Here is a 14,504-nt window from a genome sequence, read left to right on the forward strand (position 1 = left end):
CGGCGCCTTGGCGTCTTTGCGTTTATTCAAGTATCCTTTCAGCTGAAATACGGAAGCGGACTTTCACATCATTCTTCAAACGGAAAAACAACACCTTCGGACGGAAGATCGTATAATCATCCAGTTTCAGATCCATGGATCCATCGGCTACTAACTGAGTTTCGTCCCACAGGACACGCACCGGAATGCTGACTTGCTTCTCAACACCGTGCAGTTTTAGTACGCCTTTCACTATTACCTCGGATGCTTGATTCGGACTCAATCCTTTGTTCACGGCTTCAATTGCAGTAGATTCAAATTCAATGAACGGGAATTTTTCGATTTCGAGTGATTTTTCCCGCATCACTTTGTCCCGTTTCTGATTGTCCGTATCAAAGTTCTTCGGATCTAACCGGATCGTTATCTTTGCAGTTGTTACGTCTTTCGGATCGCCGCTGATTGTTCCGCTGAAGTCTCTTGAGATGCCATGAACCTGATGCATCTGCGCGCTCACATCAAAAGTGAGAGCGCTCTGCTCAGGCGTAATTTTGTAATTCTGGATCTGGGCTGATGCAAAGGAAGCAGAAACGAGTAAAAGGATGCAGACCAGTTTTCTCATTTCAGTCCCCTTCAGGGCAAGAAACGATGGCGGACCCCCATTTGATCGCTGTAGTCAGTGTACTCCCTTAAGGCCCGTTCTTCATAGTGGATACGGAAAACAAGCGTAACAGAAAACAGAAATATGACAATCCCACAGGTGTAAAAGCACTTTCCGATCAGGGTTGTGGCGGCAATTTCCATCAATACAGCGACGTAGTTTGGATGCCGAATCCACCTGTATGGTCCACCTGTTACGACCCTCGATTCAGGCAAGATCAGAACGCGCATCGTCCAAAAAGAACCCAGGCTCCTAACTGCCCAGAATTTCAAGACCTTTGCAAGACAAAAGAGAATCCCAAACGATGACGCCCATGCGAGCGAAATTTCTCTCTGAAAAAGAAGATGTTCCGCAAGACCGCCAATGTACATGACGCCATACAGACTTGCCATGACAGGTAACAGAAATGCCGCGATCTCCACGGCGCCCTTTTGCAGAAGTACCCTTGAATTGCGCGCCGAAATCCAGGATTCAACAAGCATTTCAAGCGTATTGAATACTAAGAAATATACGTAAAGCATCTTGGCGTTCTTGGCGCCTTGGCGGTTAGTAGTAGTTGCAGAGCATTTGCCGCTCCTTTGCATCTATTGTTGCACTTATTAGCTTCAACTTGAAATAGAATAGCCATCCGAACTCGACGGCAAATGCTCTGCCACTACGATTCTTTGGCGGTTAAGAACTACAGGGTGTGGCTCGACAAGAAAAGGTCCCCCTTCAAGCCACTCTTAATGAACAGATAATTGTTATACAACAAACCGATGCTTCCCACACCGTGATATCGCCAGAAACGGCTGCGCGAAAGATACTTCGGATGCCAGTAGAGTTTGGCGCCCTCCACGACCATCAACCGATTGATTTCTTCGATGCTGAGCTTCTCGGTGCGAACATTTGCGATGAAACCGTTGTATCTCTTGAAATTGTCCTTGTTTACGACCAGCCCCGCCTTGAGCAATTCCTCCCTCATCGGTGTCTTCGGATAAGGAGTCAGAGTCTGTATGATCGGATGATCCACACCAATCTCCAGACAATAGTCGAAAACGGCTTTCACATCTTCCTTCCCGTCCGCTGGATTTGCAACAATGAATCCCCCGAGAACAATGATGTTATTGTTTTGCAGATACTCCACTGCCTGTCTTGTCTTCGCACAGATGTGGCTCTTCTTAAACAACTCCAGATTCCTCTTGTTCCCGCTTTCAATTCCAAGAAACACAAATTTAAATCCGGCGCGTCCCATCAGTTTGGCGAGCTCCGGATCGGAAGCAATTCCAATCACAGTTGCTTGAGTCAAATAATCGATCGTGTTGAGATTGTGACGAATAATTTCCTCGCACAGAATTTTCATCCGGGTAACGTTCAGAGTCATATTGTCATCGACAAAAAATACTCCCCACGTTCCTTTCTTTTTTAGTATTGTCAGATCTTCAATGATCCTTTCAATTGGAAACTCGCGGAAAGTTTTTCCGTACATACGCGTGATGCTGCAAAAAGTGCACGGAAAAGTGCATCCCCGAGTGGTTTCGGAGCAATCAAACGAGCGTTTTAAGTAATGGAAGTTTTTCAAAATCCGGACTTCGCGATTCGGGAGCGGCAATTTTCGAACATCCACGAGTGGAGCTTCCACGTTGTGGATCCACTCTCCATCCTTTTTTCGAAAAGAAAGTCCAGCGATTTCTGAGAAGTCTTCTTCTCCTCGTTTCAAGCGATTTACAAGGTCCCGGAATACAGGCTCCCCTTCGGCGCGCACGATAAAATCGAGGAGCAATCCGTCCGGTGACTCTGATATTTCCCGATAGAGTAGTGTGGGATGATAGCCTCCAACCGCTATTCTCGTTAAAGGCGCGACCCGGCGGATAATTTTCGCGAGCGCCATCGCCGTTTGAAACTGAAAACTCATCGCGCTCAAACCGATCAAATCCGGCTCGTACTCATGAATCAGTTTTTCCAGCTGGCGTCCAATGCGTTTATTTTGCAAAGTGAAATCAATTATTTTTACATCAACATCGGGAGGAAGCGAGCCTGCAACGGAACAAAGTCCGAGATTCGGCATCTTCATAACTCTGTCAAAACAACTTGCCGTATCCGGCATAGAAACCAAAAGAATTTTCACCATTAGCCTCCCAGAGCCACCTTCAGAAGGAAACCAAAGTTCCAGACTTCCTGAACGGGAATGGCGCTTCCGACAGCGCTGACCATCCTATCGGCAAGTGCTTGTTTTCTGGCAAAACGCCGCACAAGAAAATCGGAGAAGAATGGAGAATGAATGGCTCTCTGAAGTAAATGTGCCATCTGGAACTTCCTTCCCAGGATCTGGTGTCTCTTTTTATCGTAGACCATCAAAGAAGAATTATCAAAACGATTCTTCCGGAAACATTCATCCAGAACCTCGGTTGCAACCGAAGCGCTAAGGAAAGCGTAATTGATTCCCTCTCCGGTGAAGGGATCAATAAATCCGCAGGTGTCACCCACCAGGATTGTTCCGTTTCCGCTGATGCGCTTCAACTTGAACGCCAGCGGCCCTGCAGTAATGACCGGAACAAGCGGTTCCGTTTTATTCAAACGCTTCTTCAACTCCGTCTGTTCTAGATAACTTAATAGATATGCCTTAAGATCGCTGTTTCCATTCGGGCAGACTTTTTCGTCCACCACAAGCGCCACATTTGCAAGGCGATCGCTGAGTGGCGCAACTCCAACATAACCATCCTTGACCAGATGAATCTCCCCGTAGTTTTGCAATCCATCCACGTCATCAAAATAGCTGAGAAAGGCGTATTTGCGGAGAAAGCGAATCGTTTTCATCCAACCAAAAGTGCGGCCGATCAAATTGTTCCGTCCATCCGCTCCCACGATGACTCGCGCTCTTTTTTCACAAACATTCCCGTCTGAGTCCTCCCCCAACACTCCCGCAACACGATCCTGATCAAACATGAGCTGAGATGCTCGAAATCCTTCGTGCAACTGAATCCCTTCCCTTTTTAAAATCGAGATCAGCAAAGCGTCAAAATCCTTTCTCTGAATCGCGTACCCGGTGCCAGTTTGATAAGTCCCTTTAAATGTGTCCCCATTGTGATCGGTGATCCTCATTCCCCGTATCGGGAAAGGATTCAATGCTTCGACGGGAGCAAGCAACTCATTTTCTCTCAGCCATTGCACGGCCTGAGGATTCAAGAATTCACCGCAGATTTTCGGGCGCGGGAAATAAGCGGCGTCCAGGATTTCCACGGAATACCCTTTGCGCGCCATGAGCAAGGAAAGCGCTGCGCCCGCCGGACCGGCCCCCAGAATGAGAACATCTGTATCCATGAGATTTTACGTTCCTGAAACAAGGAAATCTAACGATCAGACCAGGCGAGTGCCAAGAGTAATGGTATTATACTTTTTCCGTTTCAACGATCTTCGTCGAGCAAATAAAAATGACTGAAAAATGAAGTCGAAGATTTTACATTCGCTTATTCTTTGTCTCCTCTTGTATGCCTCCGCAGGAGAGGCGGCCAAAGCGAAGACCTTCACCATCATTCAACTGAATGATGTGTACGAAGTCTTTCCTGTGCCGACCATCGTGGATCACAAATCTGAGCTCCGCGGCGGGCTGGAATATGCCGGCACCATGATTGCCGACTTCCGAAAAGCAGGACCTGTGGTCGTGATGCATGCCGGTGATTTCCTTTCTCCTTCCCTTTTGTCTATCAGGTTCAAACAAAAAGGCAAACAGATGGTGGATGCCATGAATGCCATGCACACTGATTTTGCGACCTTCGGGAATCATGAATTCGATTTCGGTTGCCAGGTTCTGGGAGAAAGGATCAACCAATCCAATTTCCAGTGGCTTTCATCGAACGTCAAATTCCCGGATGAGATGAATCACCTTGCCTCCAAGATCAGGCCCTATCGCATCATAAAAATTGCCGGCATGCGGGTCGGCATCTTCGCTTTAACGGTTCCACTCGAACCTGTGGAGGGTTGCGGCAAAGAACCCATTCAGTTTGAAGATCCGTTCGAAATAACGGAAAAAATGATCCCGCGCTTGAAAAGTCAGAAAGTAGATTTGATCATTGCGTTGACTCATTTGCGTATCAAAGACGACAGGCGTCTTGCGGAATTAAATCCGGATATTGATTTCATAGTGGGCGGACACGATCATGAGCCGCTGGTAGAAGTCGTTGGCAAAACACTGATCACAAAGGCAGGCGCGAACGCCACAGCGCTGGGAATGATCGGAATCAAAGGAATTCGCACAACGGATGGATGGGTTATCCAGAAGAATTGGAAGCGGATCGATGTGAATCCCAGGGTCACAAAGCCCAGTCCGGCAGTAACAGCCGCGCTTGCGCCCTACCTTGAGCAAATGCAACCGTTTCAAAAAGTCGTTGGAACGACGGAAGTCCCGTTGGATGTCCGCGAAGATACGGTTCGTGAAAAAGAAAGCAATTTTGGCAACTATCTCGCAGACGTCATGCGCGGTGAAATGAAGTCCGACATTGCACTCATAAATGGCGGAGCTTTTCGTGGAGACCGGGTCATTCCACAAGGACCACTCACGCTCAATGATGTATACACAGTGATGCTTTTCGAAAATGAGCTCCGCTCGCTTGAAATTACCGGCAGACAATTGCTCGAAGCTCTCGAAAATGGTGTGAGCATGATTGGAGAAAAAGATGGGAGATTCCCGCAGGTATCCGGAATGAAATTCACATTTGATCCGGACATGCCGGTAGGGCAACGAGTAACAAAAGTTACCATTGGCGAAGCGCCCCTGGATCTCGCCAAAGTTTACACGATGGCTACCATCGAGTTCTTACTGAATCGTGGTTTTATCGATGGTTATCAATTACCGAAAGATAAGGTGGTAAAAGGCGGCAATCTGAACGAGGTCCTGATACGTAGTCTGGAAAAGGGGCCGTTGCGCTGTCAGGTTGAAGGAAGGATCTTTCAGGAATAGATTATAGGTGAAGCGGCCCGAAATTCGCTTGTAGAGTTGCTATATGGTAAAGCCACGTGTGGTCATTACAGGTCTAGGTTCGCTCAGCCCAAACGGTTCCAACAAGAATGAATACTGGCAGGCCTTGCAAAAAGGCGAGAGTGGGATAGGGGAAATCAGTCTTTTTCCCACAGATAAGCTAGCGTGCAAAATAGCAGGCGAAGTGAAGAATCTATCCTACGAATGCATTCCTCATAAAGAGCGCAAAAGGGTTTCGCGCATTGTTCCGATGGCGGTCCTGGCCGCAGAAGAAGCCCTGCAAGATGCGGAAATTCCCTACACGAGTCTTACCGAGCTCCAGCGACAGGAGATCGGAGTCATTATAGGAACCGGCGCCGGGGGATTGGATTTCGGCGAACAGGAATACGAAAAGTTTTTTTCCTCACAAGCGCGAATCAGCCCGTTTGCCATCGTATCTTCGTTCGTGGGAATGGTGTCCAGCGAAGTCAGCATTCATTTCGGGTTTCGCGGGCCGAGCCATGTCATCTCGACCGGTTGCACGAGCTCCACGGATGCCATTGGCTACGCAACTTCCATGGTGCAAAGCGGAACCATCAGGTATGCGGTGACCGGTGGAGCCGAGGCATGCATCACACCAGCGATTCTTACGGCATTCGTGCAAATGGGAACGACCACAACCAAGTGGAATCATGATCCGCAAAGAGCCTCACGGCCATTTAATGTGGATCGCGATGGATTTGTGCTTTCGGAAGGTTCCTGGATTCTAATCCTGGAAACGCTCGAAAACGCTGTGGCACGAAATGCGAAAATCTATGCGGAAGTTGCCGGATATGGATCCACGTGCGACGCGTATCATAAAGTGCAAATCATGCCTGGAGGCGCGGAATCGGCGCGCGCCATCAAGATTGCGGTCGAGTCCGCGGGATTAACGCCGCAGGAAGTCGAGTACATTAACCTGCATGGAACGGCCACGAAAATCAATGACGAGTTGGAAACGCTCGCAGTGAAGAATGTATTTGACGGCCGTTCCCGCCGGATCCCCGCGAGCTCCACAAAATCGATGATCGGACACCCGCAGGGAGCCTGCGGTGCGGCAGGAATCATCGCTACGTGTATGGCAATCGATTCAGGAGTGATCCATCCAACCATCAATCTGGACAATCCGGACCCTGCCTGCGATCTGGACTACGTGCCGAACACTTCACGTAAGTCAACGGTGCAAACAGCGTTATGCAACACGATAGCCTTCGGTTCCAAAAACAGCGCGATCGTTCTGAAGAAAGTGTAGCGCGGGCGTCCCGCCTGCGGCGAGCGCAGACGAGACGTCCGCGCTACTTCGTTTATGCAACTTGATCTCCTACATGTTCCCGGTGGTTCTTTTTTTATGGGGGATGACTCCGGCAACGAAGATGAAAAGCCTGCCCACCCTGTATTCGTAGATGGCTTCTATATTGGCAAATTCACGGTAACGAATCGCGAGTTTCGCGCATTCCTGGACACAACAAATCATGGTTTCCCGGACCACTCCTTCAACGATCCCCTGCAACCAGCCACGCATGTCAGCTGGTTCGATGCCGTCAAGTATTGTGAGTGGCTCTCTTCAGCAACAGGGCATCTCTATCGATTGCCGACAGAAGCGGAATGGGAGTATGCGGCAAGGTCCGGTCTTGCAGAAAATGTTTATCCCTGGGGCACGCGCAATTGGAATGAATGGCCTGAACTCCATACACGCTTTGAAGATGGACCGGAACCGGTTGGGTGTTTCGAACCAAATGCCTTTGGCATTCACGACATGGGAATAAATGTGCATGAATGGTGTTCGGATTGGTATGATCCGCTCTACTACAGAAATTCGCCGGCTGAAAATCCGAAAGGACCGCTCTCCGGAAGCAGACGCTCCTCACGCGGTGGTTCCTGGCGTCATCATTGCAAGATCACGAGATGCGCCGCGCGCAGCTCCATCCCTCCCGACTACCGCTACGCCGATTATGGCTTTCGCCTCGTCCGAGAACTAGAATTAACCGCAGAGAACGCGGAGACCGCAGAAAAAAAATGAAAGAACTTTTTTGTATCTCCGCGCTCTCAGCGTCCTCTGCGGTAAAAAAATGCAGATTAACAAGATCAACGATTACCTTTGGGAGATACCGCGCACCGGCGGGATGCGTGTGCCCGGCCGTATTTACGCAAGCAAGCAGTTAATCGATGCCATCGTCAAAGATGATTCGATCAAACAGGTGCAAAACGTTGCGCACCTGCCCGGAATCGTCAAGTACTCCATTGCGATGCCGGATATACATCAGGGTTACGGCTTCCCGATCGGTGGAGTGTGCGCAACGGATCCCGCAGACGGAGGCGTCATTTCTCCCGGAGGTGTCGGTTACGACATCAACTGTGGCGTTCGATTGGCACGAACGAGTATCAAAGAAAAAGATCTGGAAGGAAAACTTCATGACCTTGTTCGAAATCTTTTTTACCGCGTCCCTTCCGGCGTTGGCTCAACAGGCGCGATTCAGAAGTTGTCAAAGGAAGATCTTCGAAACGTAATGAGAAAAGGAGCAAGATGGGTTGTCGAACAGGGAATGGGATCGCGTGATCATCTGGATCGCACGGAAGAGTATGGATGTCTGAAAAATGCAGATCCCGATGCGGTTTCGGATGAAGCCATGTCAAGGGGTTCTCAGCAGTTGGGGAGTCTCGGTTCTGGAAATCATTTTCTGGAATTGGATATCGTTGATGAAATCTTTGAGCCGGATGTAGCAGACTTGTTTGGACTCGAAGAAGACAATCTTTGCATTTTTATCCACAGCGGGTCGCGCGGGTTTGGTCATCAAGTTTGTCAGGATTATTTGCGCACAATGCAAACGACAATGAAGAAGTACAATATTCAACTTCCGGACAGGCAGCTTGCATGTGCTCCCCTCGAATCGCCTGAAGGAGAAGGTTACCTGGCGGCAATGGCAGCGGCCGCCAATTTTGCTTGGGCAAACCGCCAGACGATGATGCATCTTGCCGAACAGGCAATCATAGAAACGTTGCGCATTTCGCCGGGTGAGCTGGGATGGCAGCTTGTTTACGATGTTTGTCACAACGTTGCGAAATTCGAAAATCACAAAGTAAATGGAAAGGAAAAACAACTGTGCGTTCACCGCAAAGGAGCCACACGCAGTTTCCCTCCCATGCATCCACAGCTTCCGGAAGTGTACCGGCAAATTGGACAACCCGTGTTGATCCCGGGTGATATGGCAAACGCGTCTTACGTTTTGGTCGGGACGTCCGAAGCGATGTCTCAAACATTCGGAAGCTCCTGTCACGGAGCGGGCCGCGTGATGAGTCGCAAGCAAGCCATGAATACTGCGCGCGGGCGCAACATCATCAATGAGATGAAACGGAAAGGGATTTCCGTAATGGCCACAGGGATGCGCACCGTTGCGGAGGAAATGCCCGAGGCATACAAAGATGTTCACGCGGTTGTCGAAGTGATGCACGAAGCAGGGATCAGCAAAAAAGTTGCACGCCTCCGCCCAATTGGCGTTGTCAAGGGATGAGCTAAGTAGCGCGGACGTCCCCGTCTGCGCAAAGAGTTGCAGGCGAGACACCCGCACTACTTTGTTAATTTCTCCCGCACTTTTTTCGGCAGCTTATCGACTACCATCTGATACGAATCGTTGATCAGACGTTTGAGTTCCGAATTACGAAGCGCCGAAGCCTTGTGAACAGTCACCCAGTGATATCTAGCAACATATTCCGCAGGAGCGATACCATCCACCAGAATGAGTTCCTGGAATTCATCCGGCGTGGTTTTAAAACTCAGCTTAGAGCCTTCCAGATCGCACACAGTGAACATCTTCCCTGCAACTTTGAAAACGAGATCATTCCCCCACTGAACGTTTTCTGTTGTGTGCGGCAAAGATAAACAATATTTACGAATATCTTCGAGTTTCATAAGCTACTGATGATATCCTGAACCGTATGAAAATCGCACTACTCGGCATCCCTTTTGACGATTACTCTTCCTTTCTGCGCGGAGCGGCGCTCGCTCCACCCGCGATTCGTAAAAGTTTCTATTCCGATTCTTCCAACATGTGGACCGAAAATAACTTCGACCTCACTGACCGAATGGATGACGCGGGGGACATCGAAGGAATGCAAGCGGAAGTTTTTCAATCGATCGAAGCACGAGTCTTATCATTGCTGGAAAGAAACGAACCGGTCATCAGTTTGGGTGGTGATCATTCCGTCACGTTTCCCATAGTGAAAGCATTTCATCAAAAATATCCGCGGTTGAGCATTTTGCATTTCGATGCGCACCCTGACCTTTATCATGATTTCGAAGGGAATCCTTATTCGCATGCTTCTCCTTTCGCGCGCGTTATGGAAAACAAACTTGCTGAGCGTCTTGTGCAGCTTGGAATTCGCTGCGCGAACCAGCACCAGCGGGAGCAAGTTGCAAAGTACGGTGTGGAAATGATCGAAATGCGGAACTTCAAAGAAGAACAGGTCTTCTCTTTCGACACCCCTGTTTACATTTCCGTAGATGTTGACGGCCTCGATCCGGCCTTTGCTCCCGGCGTATCGCATCCGGAAGGTGGCGGTCTGTCGACGCGTCAGGTTGTGCGCATCATCCAATCGATGAAAGGAAAAGTTGTTGGCGCAGATATAGTGGAGCTCAATCCGCTGCGCGATGTATCCGAAATCACGGCTGTCGCATGCTCCAAAATCCTGAAAGAAATCTGCGGCAAAATATTAGAGACTGTGTAATCAAAGTAGCACAGGCGTCTCGCCTGTGGACACAGCCGGGACGGCTGTGCTACTTTGTTTAGATACTGAAGTACCGCGCTTGCGAATGGTGAAACACCAGGGCACTGACGCTTGCTTCGGGATCCATCATGAACCCATCTGTTAACCCCACGCCGATCGATTCCGGTTGCAGTAAACGAAAGAGCAATTGCTGATCCGCAAGGTTCGGGCACGCAGGATAGCCAAAGCTCACACGAATTCCCTGATATTTCGCTTTCAATCTGTCTTGCATCGTGAGCTCCGGTGAATCGAACAGATTCCAGCCTTCACGAATTTTCCGGTGCAATCTTTCTGCGGCAGCTTCCGCGCCTTCCACTGCAAGAGCTTGAAGCGTATGAGAAAGCAGATACTCACCGCGGTCCTTCAAATCATTTGCGCGTTCCCGCACACCTTCACCGCACGTGGTAACAAAAATCGCAACGGAATCGCGCTCCCCGGTTGCAAGTGGTTTTACAAAATCCGCAAGAGAGAGTCCATCCTCTTTTTGCTGCCGTGGAAAATCCCAGTATCCGACTTCCTTTCCCGTTTCATCAAACAACAACAGCCTGTTCCCTTCCGAATTCGCGCCAAAATACTGATAGACACCGCGACACCGAAGCCATCCCTCTTCAGCCCGTTTCATCACATCACCAACAAATGCATTCAGTTCCAGGTACTTTGGATCCTGTTCTTCCGCCAACCTCTCCACAGATCCACGCAATCCAAGATGTTTGGACAGAAGCATCTGGCGATTCAAGTAGGGCCAGATCTCCGAAAGTCGAAACTGAGCTTCGTGCCGCTCGTGGTCCGGTGGACGAACGGTGGGTTCAGCCACCGAAATCTGTGTGGAACGCACCGGAGGCAATAAAACACCGGACATCGCTTCACCGGCGCCAGCGGCGCCGCTTAGTGAGACCGCTTCTTCTTCAATTTGCTTCAATACCGTCTCCGGTTGATTCATCACGGCATTTGCAAGATCGAGTCCTTTCATCGCATCGCGAGCGAAAGCAACAATCGGATGGCCCGCGCCCGCATACGCAGGCAAAATTCGCGTCAGCGTAAATTTTCGCGTGAGCGCAGCGCCGCCCACAAGAATCGGCAATGTGATTCCCGCATTGCGCAAATCTTCAGCGGTCGTGACCATTTGTTGCGCCGACTTCACCAGCAAACCGGATAGCCCGATCATATCCGGCTTGTGTTTTTGCACCGCCTGAATCAAAACTTCAGGAGGCACTTTGATTCCCAGATTGATTACACTGTATCCATTGTTCGAAAAAATAATGTCCACCAGATTTTTGCCGATATCGTGAACATCCCCTTTGACGGTGGCAAGGATTACCTTCCCTTTGTTCGCGCTCTCCGATTTCTCCATGAATTGCTCCAGGTGCGCCACAGCCGCCTTCATAGCTTCCGCGCTTTGAAGCACCTCCGCTACAATCAATTCGTTGTTGTTGAACAGGCGCCCCACCTCATCCATCCCCTTCATTAACGGACCATTGATGATATCGAGTGGAACTGTCGTTTCGAGTTTCTCATTCAGATCATCAATGAGGCCTTCCTTTGTACCTTCGATGATGTAACTTGCGAGTCTTTCTTCCAGCGTTCGCGTGGAAGCCACAGGTTTTGACTCTTGCTTTTTCGCCCGGAAGTGCGCCGCGAAAGCGGCAACCGGATCCTCTCCACGATTGAACAGCAGATCGTCGCAAACACGTTTGTCCTCTTCCGAAATGCTCGCGTAGCGAATCAATTTTTCAGAAGAAATGATTGCAAAATCCAAACCCGCCTTTGTACAGTGGTACAAAAACACGGAGTTCAACACTTCGCGTCCTGCATCGGGGAGTCCGAACGAAACATTCGAAATTCCCAGCACAGTGCGGGTAAATGGAAAATGTTGTTTCAAAGCGGCCACTGCGCGAATCGTATGTTGCGCGGAGCCGACATAGTTGACGTCGCCGGTTCCGCACGGAAAGACGAGTGGATCCCAGATGATGTCTTCTTCGCGGAAACCATAGTTCGTGGTGAGATCCTGATGCGCGCGTTTGGCGATTCCGAGTTTGCGCTCCACCGTAATCGCCTGCGCTTGCTCCTTATCTTCATCGATGCATCCGAAAATGATCGCGGCGCCGTACTTCTTCGCAAGCGGCACGACTTTGTCCAGCTTTTCCTGCCCATCTTCGTAGTTGATCGAGTTGATGATCGATTTGCCCTGGCAATACGTGAGCGCGGTTTCCATTGCTGCTGTGTTTGTTGTATCGACCATCACTGGTACTTTCACCATGCGGATCAGCTTTTCATAAAATTCCTTGACGTCTTCCGCTTCGTCGCGATCCGCGTTTTGCAAATTGACATCAATCAACTGAGCGCCGGCTCGAACTTGAGCGCGCCCGACTTCTGCGGCTTCTTCATACTTCTCTGCTTCAATCAAACGCTTGAACTTCCGGCTTCCCACTTCATTCGTTCGTTCACCTACGATCAAAGGACGGCTGGACTCTTCGCATTCCACGTAATCAATACCTGTGATATGCGTCTTTTTGTAGGAGGCGGGTACGCGCGGCCGTCCCGCGCGGGCCACTTTCGCAATCTCCTGGATGTAAGCTGGATTTGTGCCACAACATCCGCCCACTATGTTGATCCATCCTTGTTCAATAAAGCGTTCGAGCGCGGAAGCAATCATTTGCGGCGTTTCGCCATAGCGGCCGTTTTCATCCGGCAAACCGGCGTTGGGATAACAGGATATGTAACATTTCGCAAGTGAATGCAGAGTCCGCAAATGATCCGACATGAACTCCGGACCGGTCGCGCAATTCAAACCGGCCGAGATCATTCCAGAATGCTCGACCGAAGCGTAGAAAGCATCGATGGTTTGTCCCGCAAGCATTGTCCCCATCGGCTCAATCGTGGCAGAAATCATCAAAGGCACACGGATGCCGGTATCGCGATACGCTTCATGGATTCCAATGATTCCCGCTTTAACGTTGCGCGTATCCTGCGATGTTTCCAGCAATAATGCATCCACTCCGCCTTGCAGCAGACCCGTTGCCTGTGTGCGGTAAGAATCGATCAGTTGTTGAAATGTGATCCCGCCTGTTACCGTGATTGTTTTCGTAGTGGGTCCCATCGATCCCGCAACGAAGCGGTTGGAGAACTTTACAGCCGCTTCCCGCGCGATTCTTGCTGCCGCCGAGCTGAGCTCAATCGACTTGTGTGCAAGATTGTATTCGGATAAAACGGTGGGCATTGATCCAAACGTGTTCGTCTCCACCATGTCGCTGCCGGCGCTAAAGTACGCCTCATGAATCTGGCGAACCACATCCGGACGCGTCAGATTCAAATTCTCGTTGCAACCTTCATAGTCAGGCCCGCCAAAATCGGATGCGCTCAAGTCGTACGATTGAAGCATCGTTCCCATGCCGCCATCAAGCACAACAATCTTTTCGCGAATCAATTGCAACAACTGTTTACCACGTTCTGTATATTCAGGCATTCTTCCTCTTCACTCCACATCCGATCAACACCGTAAACGGATCCCCTCGTCTCCTGGATCCGGTATCCAGCTGGATTCCCACAAAGCGAGCGTTCTTCAAAAACACGCGCAGCTCCTTCTCTTCAAAACCAAGCCACACATCTCCCAATTTTGATTTCACCCATTCCTCCTGATGAGTTCGCAGCTCTTGCAGTAGAAGCTTTCCGCCCGGTTTCAAAATGCGATGCGCCTCCGCCAGACCGACCGATGGATCCTGCAACGCATGTAAAACCTGCGCCATGAGAACGACATCCACGCTTTGATTCTTCAGCGGCAACTTCTCGATCCTGGCCTGTTTCCAACGTATGTTACGCGCACCATGTTTGTGCGCAAGCTGTTTCGCCCGCTGCAGCATGGTTTTGGATTTGTCGATCGCAATCACTTTTCGCGCCCAGCGCGCAACTTCCAGCGTTAAATATCCTTCCCCGCATCCGAGATCCGCAACCACACTGAACGGCGCGACATAGCTCAAAGTGCGAGCCCAGGCCGCCCAGCTTCGACCAGGATTTGCGATGCGGGAGGTTTGTTCGCGAAAGTCCTCCTTTCGCTGTCTCAATACTTCCTGAAGACGAACATCATCCTCACGAACTCCCTCCAGCGCTTTTAGTTGCTCCTTTAAAGAGGGCCACAGA

12 protein-coding genes are annotated in these 14,504 nt (G+C 50.0%); 5 read left to right on the forward strand and 7 right to left on the reverse strand.

Annotated elements, in window-relative coordinates; all coding sequences use genetic code 11:
• Positions 1–22: 22 nt before the first annotated feature.
• The 4 genes from L0156_04355 to L0156_04370 all read right to left on the reverse strand — a co-directional run bounded on the left by L0156_04355 (position 23) and on the right by L0156_04370 (position 3,937).
• Positions 23–598, reverse strand: a complete 576-nt coding sequence (locus tag L0156_04355; GenBank protein ID MCI0602223.1) for a YceI family protein — start codon at positions 596–598, stop codon at positions 23–25.
• Between the two features lie 11 nt (positions 599–609).
• On the reverse strand, positions 610–1,119 hold the full coding sequence (locus tag L0156_04360) for an isoprenylcysteine carboxyl methyltransferase (GenBank protein ID MCI0602224.1): 510 nt from the start codon (positions 1,117–1,119) through the stop codon (positions 610–612).
• A 197-nt stretch (positions 1,120–1,316) separates the two neighbouring features.
• A complete protein-coding gene (locus tag L0156_04365; protein MCI0602225.1) occupies positions 1,317–2,744 on the reverse strand; it encodes a B12-binding domain-containing radical SAM protein in 1,428 nt (475 codons plus the stop codon).
• Between the two features lie 2 nt (positions 2,745–2,746).
• A complete protein-coding gene (locus tag L0156_04370; protein ID MCI0602226.1) occupies positions 2,747–3,937 on the reverse strand; it encodes an FAD-dependent monooxygenase in 1,191 nt (396 codons plus the stop codon).
• Positions 3,938–4,058: 121 nt separating this feature from the next.
• On the opposite strand from L0156_04370, the gene L0156_04375 reads away from it, so the two are divergent.
• The 4 genes from L0156_04375 to L0156_04390 are packed head-to-tail and all read left to right on the forward strand — an operon-like array spanning position 4,059 to position 9,118.
• Positions 4,059–5,573 (forward strand): bifunctional metallophosphatase/5'-nucleotidase, encoded by a 1,515-nt coding sequence (locus L0156_04375; protein MCI0602227.1) that lies wholly within the window; start codon positions 4,059–4,061, stop codon positions 5,571–5,573.
• A 43-nt stretch (positions 5,574–5,616) separates the two neighbouring features.
• A complete protein-coding gene (locus L0156_04380) occupies positions 5,617–6,861 on the forward strand; it encodes a beta-ketoacyl-[acyl-carrier-protein] synthase family protein (protein MCI0602228.1) in 1,245 nt (414 codons plus the stop codon).
• Positions 6,862–6,915: 54 nt separating this feature from the next.
• Complete coding sequence (locus tag L0156_04385; protein MCI0602229.1) at positions 6,916–7,629, forward strand: formylglycine-generating enzyme family protein; 714 nt, start codon at positions 6,916–6,918, stop codon at positions 7,627–7,629.
• A 49-nt stretch (positions 7,630–7,678) separates the two neighbouring features.
• Positions 7,679–9,118, forward strand: coding sequence for an RtcB family protein (locus L0156_04390; protein ID MCI0602230.1), 1,440 nt, complete (start codon positions 7,679–7,681; stop codon positions 9,116–9,118).
• Between the two features lie 56 nt (positions 9,119–9,174).
• Here the strand turns inward: L0156_04390 and L0156_04395 are convergent, their stop codons facing one another.
• Positions 9,175–9,516 carry an MmcQ/YjbR family DNA-binding protein gene (locus L0156_04395; GenBank protein ID MCI0602231.1) on the reverse strand — a complete coding sequence of 114 codons (342 nt, stop codon included), beginning with the start codon at positions 9,514–9,516 and terminating at the stop codon, positions 9,175–9,177.
• Between the two features lie 26 nt (positions 9,517–9,542).
• Between L0156_04395 and speB the strand changes: the two genes are divergently transcribed.
• Positions 9,543–10,331: an agmatinase gene (speB, locus tag L0156_04400; GenBank protein ID MCI0602232.1), complete on the forward strand. Its 789-nt coding sequence runs from the start codon at positions 9,543–9,545 to the stop codon at positions 10,329–10,331.
• A 58-nt stretch (positions 10,332–10,389) separates the two neighbouring features.
• Here the strand turns inward: speB and metH are convergent, their stop codons facing one another.
• A complete protein-coding gene (gene metH, locus L0156_04405; protein ID MCI0602233.1) occupies positions 10,390–13,833 on the reverse strand; it encodes a methionine synthase in 3,444 nt (1,147 codons plus the stop codon).
• A partial coding sequence (locus L0156_04410) for a class I SAM-dependent methyltransferase (GenBank protein MCI0602234.1) occupies positions 13,826–14,504 on the reverse strand: 679 nt, incomplete at its 5' end. The genes L0156_04410 and metH, both read right to left, overlap by 8 nt.

Source organism: bacterium, from assembly GCA_022616075.1.
Classification (GTDB): domain Bacteria; phylum Acidobacteriota; class HRBIN11; order JAKEFK01; family JAKEFK01; genus JAKEFK01.